Below are 26,260 nucleotides of genomic sequence, written 5' to 3'. Positions count from 1 at the left end.
CGAGGACATGGCCCCCGAAGAGCTGAGGATCAACGCCTGTGAAGCCATGCAGGCCCCTCAGCAAGCCTGCCTGCAAGACCGTCGCCCACCTGGACTAAAAAAAATCCCCGCGCTTCTTTCGAAGGGCGGGGATCTTTTGTCCTGAGGCTCTTAGTGCGCGTAAGTCAGTAACAACTCCGTCGGCACTTTGAAGTCCAGGGACATCATGACGCTCAGCGCGGTGATGGTGAAGATCGAGAACACGAACAGCTTGCGTGCCCAGACCTTGTCGTCGACCGCTTTGTAACCGGTCCACGCCATGTACAGCCAGTACATGCCCATCGCAGCCGCCACGGCCATGTAGCTCATACCGGCGTAACCGCCGAGGGTGAGCATCAGGGTCGCGATCAGGAACGCGAGGATGTAGAGCAGGATGTGCTTCTTGGCCACTTTGATCCCGCGCTTAACAGGCAACACCGGAATCGATGCGGCCAGGTAGTCGTTGAAGCGGAAGATCGCGATGGCGTAGGAATGCGGCATCTGCCACAGGCTAAACATCACCAGCAAAGTCAGTGCGGCCAGGTCGAAGCTGTTGCTCACAGCCACGTAGCCGATAACAGGCGGCATTGCACCCGACAGACTGCCAATCAGCGTGCCGTGAACCGACTTGCGCTTGAAGTACAGGCTGTACAGACCGACGTAGATCACGAAGCCGATCGCGGCAAACAATGCTGCCAGCGGGTTGGCCACGCGATACAGCAGCACTAAGCCTGCAACCCCCAGCAAGGTGGCGTAAACCAACGCCACCTTGAGGGAGATAAGGCCTTGCACCAGCACGCGGTTCTTGGTGCGGTCCATCTTGATGTCTATGTCGCGGTCGATGCAGTTGTTGAACACACAACCCGACGCAACCACCAAGGAGGTGCCGATCACCGCAGCCAGGAACAGAGCAAGATCAAAATGCCCCTTCGAGGCCAGGAAGAACCCGCCTGCCACAGAAAGCACGTTACCGAAAATGATCCCCGGTTTGGTGATTTGGATAAAGTGCTTAAAGGACATCGGGCTTACCTCACTTCGCCATCATTTCAGTGTGGATGCTGAACATGATCCACAGGGACAAGCCCACCAGCAGCACAATAACCAGGGCTGCGAATACCAGCGCTGTGACGTTATTGCGTTGTGCAGGCGAACGGTCCAGGTGCAGGAAATACACCAGGTGAACAATCACTTGAACCACAGCGAACAACAGCACGATCGCCAGGGTGGTCATTTTAGGCAGCGATGGGTACATCACCAGCCCGAACGGAATGACGGTCAGGATGACCGACAGGATGAAGCCGATTACGTAGGACTTCACGCTGCCGTGGTTCGCGCCGTCAGAATGTGCGTTAGCCATTTACAGAGTCCCCATCAGGTAAACAACGGTGAATACGCAGATCCACACCACGTCCAGGAAGTGCCAGAACAAGCTCAGGCAGCTCAGACGGGTTTTGTTGGTCGCTGTCAGGCCATTTTTCTGGACCTGATACATCATGATCGCCATCCAGATCAGACCGCTGGTCACGTGCAGACCGTGGGTACCGACGAGGGTGAAGAACCCGGACAGGAAGCCCGAACGGCTAGGGCCGTAGCCTTCAGAAATCAACATGTGGAACTCGTTGATTTCCATGCCGATGAAGCCGGCACCGCACAGGAAGGTCATGGCCAGCCAGAACAGCACCTGGCTTTTCTTGCCCTTGAACAACGCCAGCATGGCGAAGCCGTAGGTGATCGAGCTGACCAACAGCAGTGCGGTTTCACCCAGCACGTACGGCAGTTCGAAGATGTCGTGGCCCGACGGGCCACCCGCTACGTTGTTAACCAGTACCGCGTACACCGCGAAGATCGACGCAAACAAGATGCAGTCGGTCATCAGGTAGAGCCAGAAACCAAATATGGTTATCTCGCCCGAGTCGTGGTGATGGTCATCATGCCCATGGTCTTGACCATGGGCGTGTCCAGCATGGGTCGCTAAGTTCGACATGGTTTATGCCTGTTCCAACTTGGTTTCAACACGGGTAGCCGGGATCTTGCCAGCCGCTACCAGACGCTTGTGCTGCTCGGCTTCGATGCGCTCGATGGTTTCCACCGGCACCATGTAGCCTTGGTCATCACGGGCAGCGTGGATCGCGAAGTACGCGACAGTGCCAACCAGGCTGACGATCGCCAACCACCAGATGTGCCAGATCATTGCAAAACCGAACACGGTCAGCAGTGCGCCCATCACCACACCGGTAGCGGTGTTGTTTGGCATGTGGATCGGTTCGTACTTGGCCGGAGTCTGGTACGCAGTACCGTTTTCCTTGGCTTCAGTGAACGGGTCGATACCGTCGGCTTTTGGCAGCACAGCAAAGTTGTAGAACGGAGGTGGCGACGAAGTCGACCATTCCAGGGTGTGACCATTCCATGGATCGCCGAATTCGCAGGCGTTCTCTGGCTTGTTGCGGTCACGTACGCTGACATACAGCTGGATCAACTGGCAGGCAATACCGACAGCAATCAAGGCAGCACCGAATGCAGCCACGTACAGGTAAGGCACCCACTCAGGGTTGGTGCTGGCGTTCAGACGACGGGTCATGCCCATGAAGCCCAGTGCATAGAGCGGCATGAACGCAACGAAGAAGCCAACGATCCAGAACCAGAAGGCAGCCAGGCCCCACTTCTCGTTCAGCTTGAAGCCGAACGCTTTAGGGAAGAAGAAGCTGAAGCCAGCGATGTAGCCGAATACGGCGCCGCCGATGATCACGTTGTGGAAGTGAGCAATTACAAACAGGCTGTTGTGCAGTACGAAGTCAGCACCCGGAATGGCCAGCAATACGCCAGTCATGCCGCCGATGGCGAAGGTCACCATAAAGCCCAGTGTCCACATCACCTGGCTGGTGAATTGCAGACGACCGCGGTAGATGGTGAATAGCCAGTTAAACAGCTTCACACCCGTGGGGATCGAAATCAGCATCGTTGCCAGACCGAAGAAGGCGTTGACGCTGGCACCCGAACCCATGGTGAAGAAGTGGTGCAGCCAAACCATGAAGCCCAGGATCGAGATCGCGCCACTGGCGTAGACCATCGAGTGGTGACCGAACAGACGCTTGCCAGTGAAGGTCGAGATGACTTCAGAGAAGACCCCGAACGCCGGCAGAATGAGGATGTACACCTCAGGGTGACCCCACGCCCAGAACAGGTTGACGTACATCATTGGATTGCCACCAAGTTCATTGGTGAAAATGTGGAAATCCATGTAACGGTCAAGTGTCAGCAGCGCCAGAGTAGCAGTCAGGATCGGGAACGAGGCCACGATCAGAACGTTTGCCCAGGTGCAGGTCCAGGTGAAAATCGGCATGTCCATGATTTTCATGCCCGGGGTACGCATTTTCAGCACGGTGGCCAGGAAGTTAACCCCGGTTAACGTCGTACCTAACCCCGATAACTGGAGCGCCCAGATGTAGTAATCCACACCCACGCCCGGACTGTAGGCCAGACCCGACAGCGGCGGATACGCAACCCAACCGGTCTTGGCGAACTCGCCGACGCCCAGCGACAGGTTGACCAGTACCACGCCCGACACCAGGAGCCAGAAGCTCAGGGAGTTCAGGAACGGATAGGCAACGTCACGTGCGCCGATTTGCAGCGGCACTGCAAGGTTCATCAGGCCGGTGAAGAATGGCATCGCCATGAAGATGATCATGATCACACCGTGGGCGGTGAAGATCTGGTCATAGTGTTCAGGCGGCAGGTAGCCCGGCGAACCTTCGGTGGCCATCGCCAACTGGGTACGCATCATGACGGCGTCGGCAAAGCCGCGCAGCAACATGACCATGGCGACGATGATGTACATCACGCCAATCTTCTTGTGGTCGACTGACGTTAGCCATTCGGTCCACAGGTAGGTCCACTTTTTGTAGTACGTGAGTGCTGCAACCAACGCCAGACCACCGAGCAGAATCATAGCGACGGTGATCATCACTATCGGCTCGTGGAACGGTATGGCGTCCAGACTTAATTTACCAAACATCGTTTACTCCTCTGCCCCGGCAGCTGAATGCGAACTGGTGTCCAAACCTTCGGTCCCGGCCACTTCTTTCTTCTCGTGGTTTACCGGCTTGCCTGGTTTCATGCCTTCATACTTGTCGATGATGGTCTGGAACAGGTTCGGTGCGTACGAGGAGTAGAGCTCAACGGGATTGTTCTGACTCGGCTTGGTCAAGGCTGCGTATTCAGCTGTATCAAGCTGTTTAGGTGACGCTTTGACTTCACTTACCCACGCATCGAAATCAGCTTGGGAAGTCGCGATTGCTTTGAATTTCATGCCGGTGAAGCCCGCACCGCTGTAGTTGGCAGAGATGCCATCCAGCTCGGCGTTCTTGTTGGCAATCAAATGCAGCTTGGTCGTCATACCGGCCATGGCGTAGATCTGGCCGCCCAGGCCCGGGATGAAGAACGAGTTCATGACCGTGTCGGAGGTGATACGGAAATTAACCGGTGTGTTGGCCGGGAACACGATCTTGTTGACGGTCGCAATACCCTGATCCGGGTAGATAAACAGCCACTTCCAATCCATTGCCACCACTTCGATGGTGACTGGCTTGACGTCAGACTGAATCGGACGGTAAGGGTCCAGTGCGTGGGTCGACTTATAGGTGATCACGCCCAGGGCGATGATGATCAAAATCGGCACGGTCCAGATCACAACTTCGATCTTGGTGGAGTGCGACCATTTCGGTGCGTAAGTGGCGTTTTTGTTCGACGCGCGATACTTCCACGCGAAAATGATGGTCATCAGGATGACCGGAACCACGACCAAGAGCATCAGCAATGTTGCAGTGATGATCAGATTCTTCTCATCGATGCCGACCTGCCCCACCGGATCGAGCAACGTCATATTGCAGCCTCCCAGCAACAACATGCCGAAAAGTGGCAATAAGCCAAAGAGTCTGGGGTACCTTTTTTTAGTCATCTCACGACCTCTAAAACAGCTTGCATAATGCAGTTGGTTTTATGCGCCAACACTTCACCCTGCCAAGGGTTGGCATTTTTCCGATTGAATAAGGGCCTGCTTCATCGCTGTAAGGCGAGTGGGCAAATCCTGGGTTAGCAGTGATTTCTTATTCGATACGTGGTCAAAGGCCTTGTCACAGACCAATTCCATTTGGTGCGGAACTTAGAAGGGTTGCCAGTACCTTGGGAGTCGCATGGGTAGCCTGTCACTCACTGCCCAGACGACCTTCAACTTCCCGCTTGGGCTCAGGGATGAGCAGGCTGGACGTTCAGTGCGGGCGATTGTAGTTAGGTAGCTCTCTATAAACCATGTCTCATCCCGAAATAATTATTCTCGGCTGCGGTAACAATCCCACACTATTATTACGCCCCGCGTTTATACCCTCCCCCCGACGCACCTGTAGCACGCCCTTGCTGCCACTTAAAAATCGCCCCTTTTTAGCGCACCTGCGCGCGCGTCCCGGTGCCTCAAGACGCCCAAATAAAAAGGGTTTCAGGGGTTTTTCATCGGGCCACGACCCAGCGATTTCAACCCCGGCATCAGCGTCAAAACGCCTCATCCCCCCTAAAACAGATGAGACGTTTCAGCTGTGTATTGTGAAATAAAAACATGCCTTGTGACAATTTATCCGTGACAATATGTCGCAGTGTCGCAACCCCCTTCACTGCGCCGCATCACATTCCCTTCACATTTTTCGTAGACGAAAAAAAGCCCCGCACTTCGGGAGAAGGACGAGGCGGCTATACCCTGATTTAGTGATTCAGGCGGATTTGTTCCGGTTGCGGTAAATCCCCAGCGGAACCAGTACGGCGGTCAGCACGAACGCCACCAGCGCCCATTGTGCCAACGACAGGCCGAGCACCGGCGGGTACGGCGTTGAGCAGAAGCCGTCAACCTGAAAGCCCAGCGGGAAGATCGCCGCCAGCGGCAGGCCATCCACAATCGGTTGCAAGGCATCCAGACCGCAGCTCACCGCCGGATTGGCCAAAATGTAGACATGGCGCCCCGCCGCAACGATGCCACCGATGGCACTCAGCACCACCAACCCTTCAAACACCGTAATGCTGCGTGTGGTGCGCATGGCCGCGCCAACAAAGGCAAAGAGCGCGATCAGCAGCAGTGCATAACGTTGCAGGATGCACAGCGGGCAAGGCGCCTCACCGAGCACGATCTGCATATACAGCGCACCGCCAATGAGCGCCAGGCAGATTAGCCCCAGCAAGACCAGAAAGCGCTTCTCGCGCCCCAGTCGCATCATGTCATCCGTCATACCGCTTCCCTTTGCCTGATTTTCGAATGGCCATACAGCCGAATAAAGCGCGCAGTTTACACCCAGACCCCGAATGTAGATGCAGGGCAACTGTAGGAAGGGATTTAACTGCGAGTCAGATTAAAGTGCGATTAACAAAAAGCCCGCAGCCATCGTCGAATGCGACCGCTGCGGGCTTACGCGCCAATCAGATGCACTCACCCAAAGGGCTTACTCCAGCGCAGCCGCCGGGCCGAAGAACTCGTAACGGCTCTGTTTTTCCGGCACACCCAAGGCTTTGAGCTGACGCTTGATCGCGCCCATGAAGCCTTTAGGCCCCAGGAAATAAGCGTCTACATCACGATCCTCGGGCAACCATTTTTCCAGTACTTCAGCGTTGAGCATGCCCACATGGTCTACCGCAGGGCCTTGCCCGTCGTGTTCGGCGTAGCAGTAAAAACGTTGCAATTGCGGGAATTGCTCGGCCAGTTCATCCACCCAGCCCCGAAATGCATGCACCTGGGCATTACGCGCGCAGTGAATAAAATGAATCGGACGCTGGGTCGCCAGTGCCGCTTCCAGCATGGGCAAGGTCGGGGTAATACCCACACCGCCACTGATCAACACCAGCGGTTTGTCGCTGGCCGTCAGGGTGAACTCACCTGCGGGCGGGAACAACTCAACAATGTCACCCACTTGCAGACGGTCGTGGAGGAAGTTCGACACCACCCCACCCGCCTCGCGCTTGACGCTGATACGGTAGCGGCCGACCTGCGCCAGCGCCGACAGCGAATAGTTGCGACGCGCTTCGACCCCGTCGATGTCCAATTTGATGCCGATGTACTGCCCGGCCTCAAACTCAAGGATCGGTTGCTGGTCCACCGGGCGAAAATAAAACGATGTGATTTCCGCGCTCTCCTGAATGCGGGCCGCGAGCTTGAACTCACGACCGCCACGCCAGCCGCCCGGCGCTGCGGCTTTCTGGTCGTAGATCGCCGCTTCGGCGCCAATCAAGATATCGGCCAATTGACCGTACGCAGCCCCCCAGGCGGCCAACACCTCGGGCGTTGCAATATCACTGCCCAGCACTTCTTCGATAGCACGCAGCAAGCAGGTGCCGACAATCGGGTAATGCTCCGGCAGGATTTGCAGGGCCACGTGCTTGTTAATGATCTTGGCCACCAGATCGCCCAACTGGTCAAGTTGGTCGATGTGGCGCGCATACATCAGCACGCCATTGGCCAACGCACGCGGCTGATCACCGCTGGCCTGGTTCGCCTGATTGAACAGCGGGCGCACCTGGGGGTATTCAGACAGCATCAAACGGTAAAAATGGGTGATCAGCGCTTCACCGCCGCTTTCCAGCAGCGGCACAGTGGATTTGACGATGGCACGATCCTGAGCAGTAAGCATAAAGTTGACTCCTGAGCACGTAGGCATTAACTAAACTTTGATTACCTTTTAGCTATCAGTAATCGTGCCAACTTTAAAACCCTTTAAAAACAGCGACTTGCAAACTAAATAGTCATTATGACTCAGCTTGTTTTATAGTCACTTCGACTACACGAGGTCAAAATGACTGCAAAATTACTGCTAACCACCCTGCTACCTCTGGTAGCAGATCTGTCACGCGAGCTGCCTGAAAGTGAGCGTTACCGACGCCTGCTCGAAGCCATGCGCGCCCTGCTCCCTTGCGACGCAGCGGCACTGCTGCGGCTGGACGGCGATTGGCTGGTGCCATTGGCCGTGGACGGACTGAGCCTGGACACCTTGGGGCGTCGCTTCAAAGTCAGTGAACACCCACGCTTTGACGTGCTGCTCAGCAGCCCCGGCCCCACACGATTCCCCAGCAATTGCGACTTGCCCGATCCGTATGACGGGCTGGTTGACGGCTTGGCCGAACACTTGGAAATCCACGACTGCATGGGTTGCCCGCTGTTTATAGATGAGAAGCCCTGGGGGTTGCTGACGCTGGACGCGCTCGACCCCAAACGTTTTGAGCCGATTGAACTGGACGCCCTGCAAGCTTTCGCCAGCCTCGCAGCGGCCACCGTCAATGTTGCCCAACGCATTGAGCGACTCGCCTTGCGGGTTGAGGACGAGCAACTCAAAGCCGAGTTGTATCGCCAGGCGCACGGTACGCCCAACAAAGAACTGATCGGCCAGAGCAAAGCCCATAAACGCTTGCTCGATGAAATCGCGCTCGTAGGCAGCAGTGACCTGACCGTGTTGATCACCGGTGAAACCGGCGTCGGCAAAGAGTTGGTCGCGCAAGCGATTCACGCCGCCTCACCACGCGCAGACAAACCCATGGTCAGCCTCAACTGCGCGGCGTTGCCCGACACGCTGGTCGAAAGTGAACTGTTCGGCCATGTACGCGGCGCCTTTACCGGCGCGATGAATGACCGGCGCGGCAAATTCGAACTGGCCAATGGCGGCACATTGTTCCTGGACGAAGTCGGCGAATTGTCACTCACCGTGCAAGCCAAACTGCTGCGCGTGCTACAGAGCGGCCAATTGCAACGCTTGGGTTCGGATCAGGAACACCGCGTCGACGTGCGTCTGATCGCCGCCACCAACCGTGACCTGGCCGAAGAAGTGCGCAGTGGCCGCTACCGCGCCGACTTTTATCACCGCCTGAGCGTGTACCCGCTCAAAGTGCCCGCCTTGCGTGAACGTGGGCGCGACGTGTTGCTGCTCAGCGGCTTCTTCCTTGAACAAAACCGCTCGCGCATGGGCTTGGGCAGCCTGCGCCTGAGTCCCGACGCCCAAGCTGCACTCGTGCAGTACGACTGGCCGGGTAACGTGCGCGAACTGGAACACCTGATCGGGCGCAGCGCCTTAAAAGCCTTGGGCAATTGCAGCACACGGCCGCGTATTTTGACCCTGACCGCGCAAGACCTGGACTTGCCCTCCTGCGAGGTTATTGAGACGGCCACGGCACCACCAACCCCACCCCCTGCGGCCGTCGGTGATTTGCGCCAGGCGACCGAAGCCTACCAACGCCAGCTCATCAGCGCCTGCCTTGAACGCCACCCAAACAACTGGGCCAGCGCGGCGCGAGAACTGGGGCTGGATCGGGCCAACCTCGGCCGTATGGCCAAACGGTTGGGGTTGAAATAAGCCTCAAGCACTGGCCTGTCGCTGAAGAGCATCGCGAGGCGGCATGACGCACTGATTGGTTTTACGACAACGGTATCGTAGTGCCCCCCCGGACGCTGCCTCGCACCACTCGCCTGTTGCTACGCGACTTCTCTTTGCTTTGTAGGTAAATAGATCGCTCTTGCAAAACATCAGGCAACGAACTACCCACCAAAAGGAATCAGCCGATAGACGCTTAGCCTGAAAAATCTTCTTACTCATTACCCGATAAAAATAAGAAGAGGTTTCAGCCATGAGTAACACTGTCGCTGTCAGTCCCGTGCGCGTTGCTGTGGTTCAGTTCGATCCGCAAGTCGGTATTCATCACCAGCAAAAAAATCTGGAAAACAGCCTGCATCTAGCCCAAGAGGCTGTCACCAACAGGGCAAATTTGATTGTGCTGCCCGAGCTGGCCAACACCGGCTATTTATTTGCCAGCCGTCAGGATGCTTATCTGCATGCCGAGTCCATTCCTGAAGGTCCCAGCACTCAGGCATGGATCGATTTCGCGGCGCAACATCAGGTCTATCTGGTGGCGGGACTGGCGGAGCGGGACGGCATGCAGTTGTTCGATACCGCCGTGCTACTGGGGCCGGACGGTTTTATCGGCAAATACCGCAAAGCTCACTTATGGAATCGGGAAAAACTCTGGTTCACGCCGGGCAATCTTGGTTTTCCTGTGTTTGAAACGCCCATTGGCCGTATCGGCCTGATGATCTGCTGGGATATATGGTTTCCCGAGGTCCCGCGACTGCTGACCCAGCAAGGCGCAGATATCATTTGCAGCCTGAACAACTGGGTATGGACACCACCGCCGCTGTTCGATGAAGCGGGAAAATGTATGGCGTCTTACCTGACAATGACTGCTGCCCATGTCAACAACGTGTTTATTGCAGCAGCCAACCGTATCGGCGAAGAACAGGGAGAGCGGTATTTAGGCTGTTCGCTGATTGCGGGCACCCACGGATGGCCCATTGGCGAAGTCGCACCCGCTGACTCGCAAACCATCATTTATGCCGATATCGACCTGTCAACCGCCCGTAGCGCTCCGATCTGGAACAGTTTGAATGACCTGCAAAGGGATCGTCGCACCGATCTGTATGACGAAATGCTCGGCTATCGCCAGCACCCTTGCCTGCCGCGTTGATGGAGGGAGCCGCTATGGAGTCCTTACCTGTACGCGAGGCATCACGCTCAACCAGCCGTCTGCTAACAAGCATCATTGTCATCGCACTGGCAATAGGTGGATTGTTCGCTTGGGTAGCACTGAGCCATTCGGCCTCCAGTCCGAGCTACTGGCCAAGCTATGGCGACATGATGGCGGATCTGCCCTCCCCCCTCTCTTGGTTGCGCTGGATACTGGGCGATATCAGCGAAGTCGCGTTTTATAAGCACGAGTTGGCCTCGTTCGGTTTGCTGCTCGGAGGTGCGGTGGGATTCTGGGCTAGCCGCTACGCACCTGCGTGGCAAGGTTTCAGCATCAGCTATGGCACTGGGCTGTGGCCCTGGCTGGTAACCAGCTCGCTGCTGGGGCTGTTGCTAAGCAATGCACTCTGGGGCTGGACCTTGACCGCTGACACGTGGCAACCCACTTTTGCTGCGTTCGTCTCATTGCCCGCAGCAATGGTGCTGTTTTTTGGCGGGGGATGGAAAGTCACTCTGAACGCTGCCGTTTTGGGTGCCTTACTGGTCACACCGGCCTGCTTGTTGTTCGTCAACTTTCTGTGTGTTCCGCTTGGGCTGCCAGTGGTGGTTGGCAATGTTCTGGGAATGGCATTCGGTAGCGTGGCCGCTTTTTTACTGTGTCGCGTACTGCCCATTCTGGTAAGCCCCAAGCCCGAATCAACGTCACAGAGCCCTCCCTCCCCCACAGTAAAAGTGCCTGACTACGGTGTGATCTGGACACTTCGCCGCGTTCTGGCGGACTTTTCAGAAGCGCCGTTTTTTGGCAATGAATGGGCTAGCCTGGGTTTGCTGATGGGCGTGCTGCTGGCCTATTCGTTAAACCCATTGAGCCCCGCATACGGTATAGGCTTGCTGCTACACATGGTGGCGGCGCAAGGATTGACTTCATTACTGGGTGTCATCATGTGGCGAGGCCAATGGAAAAAGCGGGGCTGGTATCCCACGTATGTACCTCTGGTTTCCGTTGTCCCGGCCGCCGTGCTGACCTGCGGGGGCAGCGCAACCGTATTGCTCGCCAGTGCTTTTCTGGGGGCGCTGATCGCACCGCCATTGGCCTGCGCAATTGCTCAACGGCTGCCAAAGTACCTGCATCCTTACATCGGCAATGTGCTGTCGATGGCGATCAGTACGTTACTGATCGTTCCTTTGATCAGTGTTTTGGTTTCCAAATAACTTCCCACTTGCGTGTGACGGGTTTCGATCTTTGCAACCCGTCCACTGCGGATCAGTGAGCACACTATGTTTCGACCGACACTTGCCATCGCGACGTTGGGCGGCACCCTGAGCATGCAAAGCTGCCAGCCCGATCAAGGCATTACACCCTCTCTGGGCGGCGCCCAATTGCTGGCTTCAGTCCCTGAACTCTACGCATTGGCTGACATCCGGGTTGAAAGCCTGAGCCTGGTGCCCAGCGCCTCTCTGGATTTCGACTTTTTGCTGCATGTCCTCGATTGGGCCAATCGCCAGATCGCACAAGGGGTGCAGGCAGTAGTTATCACCCAAGGCACAGATACACTTGAAGAAACCGCAGCCTTTTTTGAATACCTGTGGACGCACGATGAGCCATTGATTTTAACCGGCGCAATGCGTTGCGCTGACCAGGCAGGGGCTGATGGTCCGGCCAATCTGCTGGATGCCTGTCATGTCGCCCTGAGTGCATCAAGCAAAGGCCGAGGGGTTTTGGTGGTGATGAATGCTGAGGTGCATCACGCTCTGCGTATTCGTAAAAACCACACCCTGGCCTTGCACGCGTTCAGCTCGCCAACATTAGGCCCGGCAGGATTGTTGATTGATCACTGCGTGCACTATCTGTGCCCCTCCACGGCACGCATGACGCTGCCTCTGCCTTCGCGCACGTCTCATAAAGTCGCGTTACTGGAAGCCTCGCTGTCAGCCGATGTCCTACTTGTGGAGCAACTAGTGGGGTTGGGCTATGAAGGCTTGGTCATTGCAGGCTTTGGCGCCGGGCATTTGAGCGAACTCTGGGCTGAGGTTCTACAACCGATTGCGGCCAAAATACCGGTCATCGTTGGCTCACGCACAGGGGCGGGCTCCACGGCCTTCAACACCTATGGGTTCAAAGGGGGAGAAATCGACTTGACCCGCAAAGGCCTGCATATGAGCGGCTTTCTGTGCCCGCGCAAAGCCAGACTCTTACTGTGGTTGCTTATTGGGTGCGGCCAACAGTCGAGATTGAAAAACTTTTTGCGCGATCTCTCAGTAGGCGGGTAACACTGTGGCCTGCCATGCAGGCCGCAATAGAGAGCGAGTGCTCAAGGTCGCGTTGTGATCTGATTGGCCCTACTGGCTAAAGACCCACTAAATCAGGTCGATAACCCTGTATCGCCCGCTGCTGTTGGCTTTTAGCCCGCGCGCATCTCTTTACACAGAAGGTTTTTATGTCATCCCACAACGCCCGCGCAGACTCTCTTTCGCTTCTGCTATTCACTTTGCGCAGCGGCAAGCTGATGGCGATTAACTTGCTCAAAGTGAGCGAAATCATTCCCTGCCCGCCGCTGACCAAAATGCCTGAGTCGCACCCTCACGTAAAAGGCATTGCCGTGCTGCGCGGTGCGTCGCTGTCGGTCATCGACCTGAGCCGTGCCATCGGCGAGCAACCACTGGAAGACCCCAACGGCGGTTGTCTGATCGTGACCGATGTCAGTCGCTCCAAACAAGGTTTGCACGTGCAGGCAGTGAGCAAGATCATTCACTGCCTGAGCACAGATATTCGCCCGCCACCCTACGGCGCAGGCGGCTCGCGCTCGTTCATCACCGGCGTGACCCGGGTCGATGATGTGCTGGTACAAGTGCTCGATATCGAAAAAGTGATTCACGGCATCGCTCCCTCGAAAATCATCGAGGAGCCGGATGCGGTGACGATGGAAGAGGCCGAGTTGCTGGCCAATGCCCGCATTCTGGTGGTCGATGACAGTCAGGTGGCTTTGCAACAGTCGGTGATTACCCTGCGCAATCTGGGCTTGCAATGCCACACCGCCCGCAGCGCCAAGGAAGCCATCGACCGTCTGCTGGAACTGCAAGGCACCAAAGAGCAAATCAACCTGGTGGTGTCGGACATCGAAATGTCTGAAATGGACGGTTACGCCTTCACCCGCACGCTGCGCGAAACCCCGGACTTCAAGCACCTTTATGTGCTGCTGCACACCTCGCTCAACAGCGCGATGAACAGCGAAAAAGCGCGTCTGTCCGGGGCCAATGCGGTGCTGACCAAGTTCTCGTCGCCTGACCTGACCAAATGTCTGATTGAAGCCGCACGCACGGTTGCCGCGCAGGGTTACTGAGCGTGACGGGTGACACGTGCTTGCTGCTGCGCAAAGACTTGCGCGGGCCACTCCCTCCCGCGCACTGGCCAGCAGGCATCCGCGTGGTGAGCCTCAGTGACTCATGCCTGCCCGACGCGCACGCCTTGCTTGTCGAAGGCTATGCGCCCGGCCACGGCAGCGTTGAACCTTTGGAGCTGTGGCGAGAGGCGTTGATTCACGATGCCGAATACGATCCGCAACTGTGTTTTTTAGCGATGCAGGACGCCCGCGTGGTGGGCGTCGCCCAAGGCTGGACCAGCGCCTACCTCAAAGACTTGGTCGTGCACCCGCACTATCAAGGTCTAGGCATTGCGAGCGCGTTATTGGCGCATGTGTTCAGCGTGTTCAAGCAGCGGGGCGAAGCCTGCGTCGACCTCAAGGTCATGGCGCACAACCTCAAGGCCTGCTGCCTGTACACAAAACACGGCATGGCGCTGGTGCAAAGGCTCAGCCTTTAAGCGCTTAACGCCGGGTTTGCCAGAACTCCTGCGCCAGCGAGCGCAAGCCTGCGGCCAGATCGGCCACTTCCCCCGAGTTGCGGTGGCTGTGTTGTCCGGCATCGACTGTGACTTCGCACGCGCTGCGAATGCCTGCAATGTTGCGGTTAATGTCTTCGCTGACCACGCTTTGCTCTTCCACCGCCGAGGCAATTTGCAGGTTCATCTCGTTGATTCTCTTCACTTGCAGGCTGATACCGCTCAACGCACTGCTGGCCAACTGCGCCTGATTGACGCTGGTCTGCGCATATTCGCTGCTGTGCTGCATGACTTCTACCGCAGCACGCGCTCCCCCCTGCAAGTTACTGATCATCTGCTGGATCTCCTGGGTGGACTGCTGGGTACGTTGCGCCAACCCCCGCACCTCGTCCGCCACCACGGCAAAACCGCGCCCTTGATCACCTGCACGCGCCGCCTCGATTGCTGCATTGAGCGCCAGCAGGTTGGTTTGCTCAGCGATGCTGCGGATCACCTCCAGCACCGATGAAATATCACTGCTGTGGCTCTCAAGGTGATGCACCACCTCAGTGGCACGCGCCAGCTCGCTGGCCAGATACTGCGCCGAGGTGCGGCTTTGCATCACCAGGTCATGGCCTTCGCGGGTTTCATGTTCGACCCGGTCGGCGGCTTGAGAGGCTTGCTGCGCATTGTTGGCCACTTGCGCCACACTGGCCGCCATTTCGTTAATGGCGATCGCCACCTGGTCGGTTTCCAGTTGCTGATGCAGCGTACTGTCATGGCTGCTTTGCAGGTGTTCAACCAACTCGCTGGCATGCCCGGCCAAACGTTGCGAGGCGTCACCGATACGTCCCACCACCGCCCCGACTTGCGCTTCCAGCATGTTCAGCGCGAACGCTATCTGGCCGACGTCATCGCGCCGCCCGGTATAAATCTGCTGACTCAGCGGGTTATCGCCCACGCCTTTTGCACGCAGGGCCAAAGCATTCAAAGGCTGGAGCAGCCAGCTAATGGCCGCCGAACTCAGCAGGCTGCCCACCAGCCACACCATCACCGCCGCTTGCAAGTCAATCTGGGGCAACAGCAGCGCGCCCAAAGCCGTCACTGCGCCAAACACCGCACTGACAAACAGCGCCAGCTTGCTCCTCAGCCCCAGGTGCCCCCAGCGCTGCAACACAGATCCGCGCCCGGCACGCATGCGCGCGTAGCAGGCTTCAGCCACGGCGACCCGCTCGGGGGACGGATGGGTACGCACCGATTGGTACTCCACGATTTCGCCATTGCGCTTGACCGGCGTGACGTAAGCGCTGACCCAATAGTGATCGCCATTTTTACAGCGGTTTTTCACCATGCCCATCCACGAGCGACCTGACTTGAGCGTCTGCCACATGTGACTGAAGGCAGCGGCGGGCATATCAGGATGACGCAACAGGTTATGCGGGCTGCCCAACAGCTCACTCAGCGCGTACCCGCTGACGTTTATAAAGTCGGGGTTGGCGTAAGTGATGCAACTGTTGAGGTCGGTGGTGGAGAGAATGTTTGCGTCGGGTGCAAAATCAACGGATCGGCCGGTAATCGGTAGATTGATTTTCATGACAGGCGCGCTCGAATTATTAGGTGAGAGTCGGCAGGGCTGTCGACTCTAAGCGCACCTATTAACCAAACACTGATCTAGCGCAGGTGTGCCGAAGTTAATCGGGCACACGATGAAAATGGGGGATAAATGACGTTTTTTCGACGCCAATAATCAGCGCTTACCCATGGTTTTGCGCGTGCCGTGCGGCGGCGCGCCAGGGGTTTTGTCGTGACCGCCCTTGCCGGATTTTTGATACCACGGCTGGTTATCTTTTTTGCCTTGGGCAAACGCCGCCGGGTTGAACGGAAAGCTGAACGCAGGAACGGCCGGTTTGTCAGCAGCGTTCGCAGTTGTTTCAAGCTCGACCTGTTCTGCCGCCAGTGTTTCGGGAGCCGTCGGTTGTTTAGGGGAAGTCATGAAAGCTCCGGAGAATGCGGGGGTAGGAATAAAGCCGCGCAGTATACCTGCCATCCTCGCCCCGCGTTGCACTCAGAGGTAGGAAATAGTCAGCACACCATTGCGTACACCTTGCTCCTCACTGTAAGCCGGGGTGTTGAGCTTCTGATAGGAGGCGACAAACGGTAACTGGCCCGTGCGGCAGGCATTGTTCGCCATGTTCACTGCCAGCACCACGCTGGGGGCCACTTCAATCAGTTTCGTCTGTTCGCCAAAATCCACGGCGCCCGAGCGGCCATGCTCACACGCGGCCTCCATCACCTTGCCGCGAAATTCAATCGTGCCACCCTTGGCGGCGGTTTCAGACACCGCCTCATTGGAAAGCCCAAACAACACACAAGCTGCCAGCCCCAGTGCAAATATTTTCATCAATTACCCCCCGGTTCAGGGACGCGCCAGCGCCCCACTCTTATAACCAGACCATCGGCCAAGACCCTGTTTTCTTTAGGGTTATAAACCGGCTTTTCACTTAACTGTCAGCAATGTCAGTTTGACGTCACGCTACTGACCGGGTTGACGCGCTATAACCGCTGGCACATTGCAAACACTCTCATTTCACGCACACGGCGTTTACCCGGCATGCGCATTTCAAACAACAAAATCCTGCTGAGCCTGCTGATCATGGCCTTGATCGTGACCGGCCTCTGGCTGCTCACTCGCCCGGCTAAAACCAAACCCACCCACGCGCCAACCGTTCCGGTGCGCGTGATGCAGGTGGTGCAACGCGATGTGCCACGCTATGTGAGCGCGATAGGCGCGGTGCTGTCACTGCACAGTGTGATGATCCGCCCGCAAATCGACGGCATCCTCACCCAGTTGCTGGTCAAGGAAGGCCAAAGCGTCAAGGCCGGGGATTTGCTGGCCACGCTGGATGATCGCTCGATTCAGGCCAGCCTCGATCAAGCCAACGCGCAACTGGGGCAAAATCAGGCGCAGTTGCGGGTGGCGCAGATCGACCTTAAACGCTATCAACTGCTGAGCGTCGACAACGGCATCTCCAAACAAACCCTCGATCAGCAGCAAGCGCTGGTCAATCAGCTCAAAGCCACAGCCCGAGGCAATCAGGCCGCCATCGCGGCGGCCAAGGTGCAGTTGTCGTATACGCACATTCATTCTCCGGTCACCGGGCGCGTGGGGATCCGTGCGGTAGACCCCGGTAATTTCCTGCGGGTCAGCGACGCGCAGGGCCTGTTTTCGGTGACGCAGATCGACCCGATTGCCGTGGAATTTTCGCTGCCACAACAACAACTGCCCACCCTCCATGACTTGCTTTAGGCCAAGACACCGGCCTTGGTCAAAGCCTTTATCGGCGACAGCGAGCACAGCATCACCCCCTTGGGCGAAGGGCGTTTAAGCCTGATCGACAATCAGGTGTCGGCGACTACCGGCACGATCAAGGTCAAGGCGCAGTTTGATAACCCCCAGCACACGCTGTGGCCCGGCCAACTGGTGAATGTCGAGCTTCAAACCGGGGTTGAGCAGAACGCTTTGGTGGTGCCGCCGAGCGTGGTGCAACGCGGGCTGGATAACTACTTCGTGTACCGGGTTAAAGGCGATGGCGTCGAAAGTGTGCCGGTGCGCATGGTGTATCAAGACACCGAACTGAACATCATCAGCGGCGTCAACGGGGGCGACACGCTGGTCAGTGACGGTCAGTCGCGGCTCAAGCCCGGTTCGCGGATTGAGGTCTTGCATGAACCTGCGCAGACGCCTGACGCGTCGGTGCAACCATGACCGCCAGTCGCTCACTCTCAGCCTGGTGCGTTGATCACCCGGTGGCCACGGTGCTACTGACTTTCGCGCTGGTGTTGGTCGGTTTGATTGCGTTTCCACGCCTGCCCATTGCGCCGCTGCCCGAGGCGGAGTTCCCCACCATTCAAGTCTCGGCCCAGTTACCCGGCGCCAGCCCCGACACCATGGCGTCGTCGGTGGCGACCCCGCTGGAGGTGCAGTTCAGCGCCATCCCCGGCGTGACGCAAATGACCTCCAGCAGCGCGCTGGGTTCGACCACCCTGACCCTGCAATTTACCCTCGATAAAAGTATCGACACGGCCGCCCAAGAAGTTCAGGCGGCCATCAATACCGCCTCCGGCAAATTACCCAAAGACATGCCGACGCTACCCACCTGGAAGAAGGTCAACCCGGCGGACAGCCCGGTGCTGATTCTCAGCATCAGTTCGATGCAGATGCCCGGCACCGAATTGAGCGACTACGTTGAAACCCTGCTGGCGCGGCAAATCAGCCAGATCGACGGCGTAGGGCTGATCAATATCACCGGCCAGCAGCGTCCGGCAATCCGCGTTCAGGCGTCTGCCGACAAACTGGCGGCCATTGGCCTGACCCTGGCCGATATCCGGCTGGCGATTCAGCAAACCAGCCTCAACCTGGCCAAGGGCGCGCTGTATGGGCCATCGAGCATTTCCACGCTGTCGACCAACGATCAACTGTTTAACGCCGATGACTATGCCCAACTGATCGTCGCGTACAAAGACGGCGCGCCAGTGCAATTGCGCGACGTGGCGCGGGTGATCAACGGCTCAGAAAACGACTACGTGCAAGCCTGGTCCGGGCATCAGCCAGGTTTGAACCTGGTGATTTCACGTCAGCCCGGCGCCAACATCGTTGAAACCGTGGACCGCATTCAGGCTGCCCTGCCCGGCTTGCAAGCCATGCTCCCGGCGTCGGTCGAGGTGAAGGTGCTCAGTGACCGCACGCAAACCATCCGCGCCTCGCTGCACGAAGTCGAAATCACGCTACTGATTGCCGTGCTGCTGGTGATTGCCGTGATGGCGCTGTTCCTGCGTCAATGGTCAGCCACGCTGATCGTCTCGTCAGTATTGGGCGTGTCGTTGATCGCCAGTTTCGCGCTGATGTACGTGCTGGGCTTCAGCCTCAATAATCTGACGCTGGTGGCAATTGTGGTGGCCGTGGGCTTTGTGGTCGACGATGCGATTGTGGTGGTGGAAAACATCCATCGTCACCTCGAAGCGGGCGACAGCATGCGCGACGCGGCAATCAAGGGTTCCAGCGAAATCAGCTTTACCGTGGTGTCGATCAGCCTGTCGCTGGTGGCGGCGTTTATCCCGCTGTTGTTCATGGGCGGTGTGGTCGGGCGGCTGTTCAAGGAATTCGCCCTGACCGCGACTTCGACCATTTTGATTTCGGTACTGGTGTCCCTGACCCTCGCGCCGACCTTGGCCGCGCTGTTCATGAAAGCCCCGGTGCACCCGGCCGATGCAACACCCGGCTTCGGTGAACGGTTGCTCGCGCTGTATGAAAAAGGCTTAACGCGCGCCCTGGCGCACCAACGGTTAATGCTGGGGGTGTTTGGCGTAACGCTGGCCATGGCCGTGGCCGGTTATGTGCTGATCCCCAAAGGGTTCTTCCCGGTGCAAGACACCGGCTTTGTGTTGGGCACCAGCGAGGCTGCCGCCGACGTGTCCTACCCGGACATGGTGAAAAAACATTTGGCCCTGGCCGACATCGTCAGCAACGATCCTGCCGTCAAGGCGTTTTCGCATTCCGTGGGCGTGACCGGCAGCAACCAGACCATCGCCAACGGGCGTTTCTGGATCGCCCTCAAAGACCGCAGTGAGCGCGATGTGTCGGCCAGTGAGTTCATCGACCGTATACGCCCGCAACTGGCCAAAGTGCCCGGCATCGTGCTGTACCTGCGCGCCGGACAAGACATCAACCTGAGCGCCGGCCCCAGCCGCAGCCAGTATCAATACGTGCTCAAGAGTAATGACGGGCCGACCCTGACTGCCTGGACCCAGCGCCTGACGGAAAAACTGCGCACCAACCCGGCCTTTCGCGACCTGTCCAACGACCTGCAACTGGGCGCCAGCATCACCCACATCAGCATCGACCGAAACGCCGCCGCGCGCTTCGGACTGACCGCCACCGATGTCGATGAAGCGCTCTATGACGCCTTTGGCCAGCGACAGGTGAATGAGTTCCAGACCGAGATCAATCAGTACAACGTCATCCTTGAACTCGACGCGCAACAACGCGCCAAGGCCCAAAGCCTGAACTACTTCTACCTGCGTTCGCCGCAGACCGGCGACATGGTGCCGCTGTCTGCCGTGGCCAAGGTCGATGCGCCGATCAGTGGCCCACTGTCCATCAGCCATGACGGCATGTTCCCGGCCGCTAACCTGTCGTTCAACCTCGCTCCCGGCGTGGCGCTGGGCGATGCGGTGTTGATGCTCAATCAGGCAAAAAATGACATCGGCATGCCCAGCACGATCAGCGGCAACTTTCAGGGAGCGGCCCAGGCCTTTCAAAGCTCGCTGGCCAGTCAGCCGTGGTTGATTCTGGCGGCGCTGGTGGCGGTGTACATCATTCTCGGCGTGCTGTACGAAAGCTTCGTGCACCCGCTGACCATCATCTCAACCTTGCCCTCGGCAGGCCTCGGCGCGTTGCTGATGCTGTGGATCTGCGGGCAAGACTTTTCGATCATGGCGTTGATCGGGTTGGTGCTGCTGATTGGCATCGTGAAGAAAAACGGCATTCTAATGATCGACTTTGCCCTGCATGCTCAACGCACTCGTGGGCTGGCGCCCGAGCACGCCATCTATGAGGCCTGCCTAACGCGTTTTCGGCCGATCATCATGACCACGCTCGCCGCATTGCTGGGCTCACTGCCGCTGATGCTCGGCTACGGCACCGGCGCCGAGCTGCGTCAGCCTTTGGGCATTGCGGTGGTGGGCGGGCTGCTGGTGAGTCAGGCGCTGACGCTGTTTACCACGCCAGTCATATACTTGTGGCTTGAAAGGCTGTTCCACCGGTCCAAACCCGTCAGCTTGCTGGCGACTGATCACTGAGGCGGGTTATGCGCGTTCTGATTATTGAAGACGAAGAAAAAACGGCTGATTACCTGCGCCGCGGCTTGACCGAACAGGGCTACACCGTGGACGTGGCGCGCGACGGTATTGAGGGCCTGCATTTGGCACTCGAAAGCGATTACGCGGTCATTGTGCTCGACGTCATGCTGCCCGGCCTCGATGGCTTTGGCGTGCTGCGCGCCTTGCGTGCCCGCAAGCAAACCCCGGTGATCATGCTGACCGCCCGTGAACGGGTCGAAGACCGCATTCGCGGGTTGCGCGAAGGGGCTGACGATTACCTGGGCAAGCCGTTTTCGTTTCTGGAACTGGTGGCGCGCTTGCAAGCATTGACCCGGCGCAGCGGCGGCCATGAACCGGTACAGGTCATGGTCGATGACCTGTGGATTGACCTCATCAGCCGCAAGGCCACCCGCGCCGGGGGCCGTCTGGACCTGACTGCCAAAGAGTTTTCATTGCTCAGCGTACTGGCGCGGCGCCAAGGTGAAATCCTGTCTAAAACCGCCATCGCCGAACTGGTCTGGGACATCAATTTCGACAGCGACGCCAACGTCGTCGAAGTCGCGATCAAACGCTTGCGCGCCAAGCTCGACGGGCCATTCGAACACAAGTTGCTGCACACCATTCGCGGCATGGGCTACGTGCTGGAGCGGCGCAGTGTCTAAGCCCGCGCTGCGTTTGAACGCCATCGCCCTGCGTCTGAGCCTGCTGTTCACGCTCGTGGCCCTGCTGGTGTTCGTGTTGATTGGCGGCGCGCTGTACCAGCAAGTCGACAAAAGCATCGCCAGGCTCCCCGAAGCTGAACTTGAGGCGCGCTACAGCGTGCTGGAGTCGTCGATCAACCGTTTCGGCAACCCGGACCATTGGGCCAAGATCAGCGCCAAACTCAAACTGCTGACCGAAGAAGACAAGCGCATCCGGTTTTGGGTCATCAGCCCGCACCCTGACTATGAGTTCGGGGATGCCGATGCAAGCGTTCGCACCTTCGCCCAAGGCCCGGAAGGTATTCGTGACCTGACGTTGCCCGGCATGTCGTCCCCGCTCAAAGTGCTGACCAGCGACGTGCCGGCCAAAGATCAACGCCCCGCGCTGCGCTTTTTGATTGCCATCGACACCGAGACCTTCCACCAAACCCAACACCACTTGTTGATTGCGCTGATCAGCCTGGCAATCATCGGGGTCGTGCTGGCCTCGCTGCTGGGCTATTGGGTCGCGCGCGTGGGTCTCAAACCCTTGATCACACTCAGTGAAGAAGCACAAAAACTGGCATCTCCACGCTTGTCCGGGCGTTTGCGGGTGTCACCCCTGCCGCCTGAGCTGGATCAGTTGGTCAATGCATTCAACGCCACACTGGATCGCGTCGAACAGGCTTACACGCGGCTGGAGTCATTCAATGCCGATGTGGCCCACGAACTGCGCTCGCCGCTGACCAATCTGATTGGCCAGACCCAAGTCGCACTGACCCGTGGGCGCTCGGCCGAGCATTACTTTGAAGTGCTGCAATCGAACCTCGAAGAACTGGAACGCTTGCGCAGCATCATCAACGACATGCTGTTTTTGGCCAGTGCCGATCAAGGCAGCAAAGCCTGTGCGTTAACCCGTGCCTGGCTGGCGGACGAAGTGGCCACGACCCTGGATTACCTGGACTTCATCCTTGAAGATGCGCGCGTGCAGGTACAGGTCAGCGGCGATGCCCAGGCCAGCATTGAAACACCGCACCTGCGCCGGGCGCTCATCAACTTGCTGAACAACGCCGTGCAACACACCGGGGCCGGCCAGCAGATTGACGTACACATCACTCAAGGCCCTGAGCGGATCAGCATCAGCATCAGCAACCCCGGCGCTCCGATAGCCGATGAACACCTGCCCCGCCTGTTTGAACGTTTTTATCGCGTGGATGCCGCGCGCCACAACAGCGGGAGCAATCACGGGTTGGGATTGGCCATCGTCAAAGCAATCGCGCACATGCATGGCGGAGATGTGTTTGCCTACAGTCGCGACGGAATGAATACCTTCGGCCTGCACCTCCCGCCACATACCGCGTAGGAGCGGTTATCGCGTTGTTACTCAAAACGCAAAAGTCCTTATCCAGCGCAGGGCTTTTTCAGGGGGCGGGTTGTCTATATTTTGATCGCACCACACAGAACTTGCTCAGCAAGAAGGTCTTTGAAATGTCCAGCAGTATGGGTATGGCCAGCGTTTTCGCTTTGTCGTCTTTGTTGTTGTCGCCCTTGGCCATGGCGGAAGAGTCGCCCGCGTTCGTCGCGCAAAATGCAGCCCGCGCAGCCGCCTATGAGCAGCACCAACAGGAACTGACGGCCAACCACCAAAACGAGGCCAAGCCTCAGCCATCACAGGTCAAAACCAGCGCTAGAGTTGATACCAAAGACAGCTGATTGCCCACCTGAAGTCTTCCCGACCCAGTCAGTCACGGCCTTTATATGTGACTGATTGTTTCAAAAGCCGCTACTATAGCGGCTTTTTTTTGTTTTAAAAAAAGCCGCCACAGCGTTTGGCGTCTTTGAATACGCATTCAAATGCCTACAGAAAATAAAAACTGCCACCCCAAAAAAGGAGCCATTTACCGGTGAAGAACACACTCAAGCTCAGCCCGCTATTCCTCGCGCTGGCCGCAACGATCCCGACATTCGCTCACGCTGACGATGACACCGCCAAGGAAGGTTTTATCGAAGGCTCCAGCCTCAAGCTGCACCTGCGCAATTACTACATGAATCACGACATTCGCAGCCCGAAAGGCGATGACAGCAAAGAGTGGGGCCAGGGGTTTATTGGCACGTTTGAGTCGGGGTTCACCCAAGGTGTCGTGGGCTTTGGTGTGGATGCCTACGGCATGCTCGGCCTCAAACTTGATGGCGGTGGCGGCACCGATGGCAGCAGCATCCTGCCGGTCAGCGATGGCAACGGCAAGGCGCCGACCGAGTTTTCGTCTGCGGGCGCAGCGCTGAAAATGCGCGCGTTCGATACCGAGCTTAAAGCCGGTGACATGTTCCTCTCCAACCCGGTCATTGCCGGCGGCGAGACGCGTATGCTGCCGCAGGCTTTTCGCGGCGTCACGCTGACCAATCACAGCCTGGAAGGCTGGATGTTCGAAGGCGGGCAGGTCAGTTTCGAAAAACCGTACAACCAAAGCGGCATGCGCCGCATGACCACCATGTACGGCGACCTCAAAGGCCAGAGCAGCCAACACATCAACTGGGCCGGGGCCTCGTGGAACGGCGTACCGGAGCTGACCAGCAACCTTTACGCCGCCGAGCTCAAGGACATCTGGAACCAGTACTACTACGATCTGGATTACACCTACGCCCTGAACGAACGTGTCAGCCTCAACCCCGGCCTGCACTTCTACCACACTCAGGACACGGGCAAAGCGCTGCTCGGCGATATCGACAACAACACGTTCAGCCTGCACTTTGCCGTGGCCGTCGCCGGACACACGGTCACTGCCGTGTACCAGCGGGTAAACGGCAACACGCCGTTTGACTACATCTACCAGGGCGACAGCGTGTACCTGGACAACTCCCAGCAGTACTCGGACTTCAACGGCCCGAACGAGCGCTCCTGGAAACTGCAATACGAATATGACTTTGCAGGGCTGGGTCTGGCGGGCCTGACGTCGATGGTGTCCTACTCGCGTGGTGAGTTGGACCTGACCAAGGTTGACCCCAACAGCGTCGGCTACAGCAACTGGTACAACGCCGACGGCAAGCATGCCAAACATTGGGAGCGCGACCTGACCGTCAAATACGTGCTGCAAGAAGGCCCGGCAAAAAACCTCGGGGTCGCTCTGCGCTGGTCAGCCAACCGCGGTAACGATGCGTATCAGGCAGTGGACAACAATGTGGATGAGTACCGCGTGATCATCGATTACCCGCTGGATGTGTTTTAAGCCGTGAGCCAAGCCGGCAAGTAGCGATCCAGTTTCAGGACTGTACCCAGCCACAACGGTGCAGCCCTGATTCAGCCATCAGCACGGTTGGGCGCACAAAAAAAAGGCCACCCGAGGGTGGCCTTCAAAAACTAGAGAAAGAAGTTTTACTTAAACTGCCGCAACCGGACGCATGTACGAGATCGGTGCAGTGCTGGCATCTTCAAAGGTCACGACTTCCCATGCATCTTTCTGCTCAATCAGCTTGCGAAGCAGCTGGTTGTTCAATGCGTGGCCAGACTTGAAGCCTTTGAACTCACCAATCAGGCTATTGCCCAACAGGTAGAGATCGCCAATTGCGTCGAGGATCTTGTGCTTCACGAATTCGTCTTCATAGCGAAGACCGTCTTCGTTCAGTACGCCGTCCGCGTCGACAACGATCGCGTTTTCCACGCTGCCACCGAGTGCGAGGTTGTGCTTGCGCAGGTACTCGATATCACTCATGAAGCCGAAGGTACGGGCGCGGCTGACTTCTTTTACAAACGAAGTGCTTGAGAAATCCACGCTTGCACTTTGGGTGCGATTACGGAAAACCGGGTGATCGAAATCGATCTCGAAAGTCACCTTGAAGCCTTCGAAAGGGACAAAAGTGGCGCGCTTGTCGCCATCTTCCACTGTCACTTCACGCAGGATGCGGATGAATTTCTTCGGCGCGTCCTGTTCTTCCAGGCCGGCAGATTGAATCAAAAATACGAAAGGTCCAGCGCTACCGTCCATGATAGGGACTTCAGACGCGGAGAGTTCGACGTAGGCGTTATCGATCCCCAGGCCAGCCATGGCCGAGAGCAAGTGCTCTACCGTGTCTACTTTGGTATCGCCGTTGACCAACGTGGTCGACATGGTTGTCTCGCCGACGTTTTCCGCGCGAGCAGGGATCTGCACCACAGGGTCAAGGTCTGCACGACAAAACACGATGCCGGTGTCCACAGGCGCAGGCTTGAGGGTCAGGTAGACCTTCTCACCGGAGTGCAGGCCGACACCTGTGGCACGGATAATATTTTTCAGGGTGCGTTGTTTAATCATGGCATTGGCCGCTTCAGCGCAAATTGCGAACTGGTATCAACAAAGGCT

At 57.6% G+C, this 26,260-nt stretch carries 21 protein-coding genes and 3 pseudogenes; 12 read left to right on the top strand and 12 right to left on the bottom strand.

Annotated elements, in window-relative coordinates:
* Window positions 1-150: 150 nt before the first annotated feature.
* The 7 genes from cyoE to hmpA all read right to left on the bottom strand — a co-directional run bounded on the left by cyoE (window position 151) and on the right by hmpA (window position 7,676).
* Window positions 151-1,038 (bottom strand): heme o synthase, encoded by an 888-nt coding sequence (cyoE, locus tag ACP7A4_RS01925; RefSeq protein WP_047273811.1) that lies wholly within the window; start codon window positions 1,036-1,038, stop codon window positions 151-153.
* A 10-nt stretch (window positions 1,039-1,048) separates the two neighbouring features.
* Entirely contained in the window at window positions 1,049-1,375 is a 327-nt protein-coding gene (cyoD, locus tag ACP7A4_RS01920; RefSeq protein ID WP_048362582.1) for a cytochrome o ubiquinol oxidase subunit IV, read from the bottom strand.
* Window positions 1,376-2,002: a cytochrome o ubiquinol oxidase subunit III gene (locus tag ACP7A4_RS01915; protein WP_048362581.1), complete on the bottom strand. Its 627-nt coding sequence runs from the start codon at window positions 2,000-2,002 to the stop codon at window positions 1,376-1,378.
* 3 nt (window positions 2,003-2,005) lie between these two features.
* Window positions 2,006-4,030, bottom strand: a complete 2,025-nt coding sequence (gene cyoB, locus ACP7A4_RS01910) for a cytochrome o ubiquinol oxidase subunit I (RefSeq protein ID WP_203302304.1) — start codon at window positions 4,028-4,030, stop codon at window positions 2,006-2,008.
* Window positions 4,031-4,033: 3 nt separating this feature from the next.
* On the bottom strand, window positions 4,034-4,972 hold the full coding sequence (cyoA, locus tag ACP7A4_RS01905) for a ubiquinol oxidase subunit II (protein ID WP_048362579.1): 939 nt from the start codon (window positions 4,970-4,972) through the stop codon (window positions 4,034-4,036).
* Between the two features lie 802 nt (window positions 4,973-5,774).
* The gene (locus ACP7A4_RS01900) at window positions 5,775-6,284 is read right to left on the bottom strand and encodes a disulfide bond formation protein B (protein WP_059765055.1); all 510 of its coding nucleotides are present in this window, start codon (window positions 6,282-6,284) and stop codon (window positions 5,775-5,777) included.
* Between the two features lie 210 nt (window positions 6,285-6,494).
* Complete coding sequence (gene hmpA, locus ACP7A4_RS01895) at window positions 6,495-7,676, bottom strand: NO-inducible flavohemoprotein (RefSeq protein ID WP_059765057.1); 1,182 nt, start codon at window positions 7,674-7,676, stop codon at window positions 6,495-6,497.
* Between the two features lie 162 nt (window positions 7,677-7,838).
* Between hmpA and norR the strand changes: the two genes are divergently transcribed.
* The 6 genes from norR (at window position 7,839) to ACP7A4_RS01865 (ending at window position 14,370) form a co-directional block, all read left to right on the top strand.
* Window positions 7,839-9,386, top strand: a complete 1,548-nt coding sequence (gene norR, locus ACP7A4_RS01890; protein WP_426245307.1) for a nitric oxide reductase transcriptional regulator NorR — start codon at window positions 7,839-7,841, stop codon at window positions 9,384-9,386.
* A gap of 271 nt (window positions 9,387-9,657) precedes the next feature.
* Complete coding sequence (locus ACP7A4_RS01885; RefSeq protein ID WP_426245305.1) at window positions 9,658-10,551, top strand: nitrilase family protein; 894 nt, start codon at window positions 9,658-9,660, stop codon at window positions 10,549-10,551.
* Window positions 10,552-10,565: 14 nt separating this feature from the next.
* A complete protein-coding gene (locus ACP7A4_RS01880) occupies window positions 10,566-11,762 on the top strand; it encodes a hypothetical protein (protein ID WP_426245303.1) in 1,197 nt (398 codons plus the stop codon).
* Window positions 11,763-11,828: 66 nt separating this feature from the next.
* The gene (locus ACP7A4_RS01875) at window positions 11,829-12,821 is read left to right on the top strand and encodes an asparaginase (RefSeq protein ID WP_426245301.1); all 993 of its coding nucleotides are present in this window, start codon (window positions 11,829-11,831) and stop codon (window positions 12,819-12,821) included.
* Window positions 12,822-12,988: 167 nt separating this feature from the next.
* Window positions 12,989-13,891 carry a chemotaxis protein CheV gene (locus ACP7A4_RS01870; RefSeq protein WP_048362575.1) on the top strand — a complete coding sequence of 301 codons (903 nt, stop codon included), beginning with the start codon at window positions 12,989-12,991 and terminating at the stop codon, window positions 13,889-13,891.
* A 2-nt stretch (window positions 13,892-13,893) separates the two neighbouring features.
* Window positions 13,894-14,370 carry a GNAT family N-acetyltransferase gene (locus tag ACP7A4_RS01865; protein ID WP_059765063.1) on the top strand — a complete coding sequence of 159 codons (477 nt, stop codon included), beginning with the start codon at window positions 13,894-13,896 and terminating at the stop codon, window positions 14,368-14,370.
* Window positions 14,371-14,374: 4 nt separating this feature from the next.
* Here ACP7A4_RS01865 and ACP7A4_RS01860 read toward each other — a convergent pair.
* The 4 genes and pseudogenes from ACP7A4_RS01860 to ACP7A4_RS01845 form a co-directional block, all read right to left on the bottom strand.
* A pseudogene (locus ACP7A4_RS01860) lies at window positions 14,375-15,367 on the bottom strand (methyl-accepting chemotaxis protein); the annotation flags it as partial.
* Window positions 15,368-15,679: 312 nt separating this feature from the next.
* Window positions 15,680-15,961: pseudogene (locus tag ACP7A4_RS01855) on the bottom strand (PAS domain-containing protein); the annotation flags it as partial.
* Window positions 15,962-16,114: 153 nt separating this feature from the next.
* Window positions 16,115-16,360 (bottom strand): hypothetical protein, encoded by a 246-nt coding sequence (locus ACP7A4_RS01850; protein WP_059765067.1) that lies wholly within the window; start codon window positions 16,358-16,360, stop codon window positions 16,115-16,117.
* A 72-nt stretch (window positions 16,361-16,432) separates the two neighbouring features.
* The gene (locus tag ACP7A4_RS01845) at window positions 16,433-16,768 is read right to left on the bottom strand and encodes a hypothetical protein (protein WP_426245298.1); all 336 of its coding nucleotides are present in this window, start codon (window positions 16,766-16,768) and stop codon (window positions 16,433-16,435) included.
* A 210-nt stretch (window positions 16,769-16,978) separates the two neighbouring features.
* On the opposite strand from ACP7A4_RS01845, the pseudogene ACP7A4_RS01840 reads away from it, so the two are divergent.
* From ACP7A4_RS01840 to ACP7A4_RS01815, 6 genes and pseudogenes are all read left to right on the top strand, one after another.
* Window positions 16,979-18,133, top strand: a pseudogene (locus ACP7A4_RS01840) (efflux RND transporter periplasmic adaptor subunit).
* Window positions 18,130-21,225 carry a multidrug efflux RND transporter permease subunit gene (locus tag ACP7A4_RS01835; protein WP_426245296.1) on the top strand — a complete coding sequence of 1,032 codons (3,096 nt, stop codon included), beginning with the start codon at window positions 18,130-18,132 and terminating at the stop codon, window positions 21,223-21,225. The pseudogene ACP7A4_RS01840 and the gene ACP7A4_RS01835 overlap by 4 nt, the downstream one beginning before the upstream one ends.
* A gap of 8 nt (window positions 21,226-21,233) precedes the next feature.
* Window positions 21,234-21,908 (top strand): heavy metal response regulator transcription factor, encoded by a 675-nt coding sequence (locus ACP7A4_RS01830; RefSeq protein WP_048362568.1) that lies wholly within the window; start codon window positions 21,234-21,236, stop codon window positions 21,906-21,908.
* A complete protein-coding gene (locus tag ACP7A4_RS01825) occupies window positions 21,901-23,289 on the top strand; it encodes a heavy metal sensor histidine kinase (RefSeq protein ID WP_420877417.1) in 1,389 nt (462 codons plus the stop codon). Before ACP7A4_RS01830 ends, ACP7A4_RS01825 begins: the two co-directional genes overlap by 8 nt.
* Before the next feature lie 125 nt (window positions 23,290-23,414).
* Complete coding sequence (locus ACP7A4_RS01820; RefSeq protein WP_426245293.1) at window positions 23,415-23,639, top strand: hypothetical protein; 225 nt, start codon at window positions 23,415-23,417, stop codon at window positions 23,637-23,639.
* Window positions 23,640-23,830: 191 nt separating this feature from the next.
* Complete coding sequence (locus ACP7A4_RS01815; RefSeq protein ID WP_203302296.1) at window positions 23,831-25,150, top strand: OprD family outer membrane porin; 1,320 nt, start codon at window positions 23,831-23,833, stop codon at window positions 25,148-25,150.
* Between the two features lie 150 nt (window positions 25,151-25,300).
* On the opposite strand, the gene lpxC is transcribed toward ACP7A4_RS01815, so the two are convergent.
* Window positions 25,301-26,212: a UDP-3-O-acyl-N-acetylglucosamine deacetylase gene (gene lpxC, locus ACP7A4_RS01810; RefSeq protein ID WP_047273792.1), complete on the bottom strand. Its 912-nt coding sequence runs from the start codon at window positions 26,210-26,212 to the stop codon at window positions 25,301-25,303.
* Between the last annotated feature and the right edge of the window lie 48 nt (window positions 26,213-26,260).

The sequence above is a fragment of the Pseudomonas sp. TWR3-1-1 genome, from assembly GCF_049896545.1.
GTDB classification, from domain to species: Bacteria; Pseudomonadota; Gammaproteobacteria; order Pseudomonadales; family Pseudomonadaceae; genus Aquipseudomonas; species Aquipseudomonas weihenstephanensis.
This window is presented reverse-complemented; position numbering and strand designations above follow the sequence as displayed.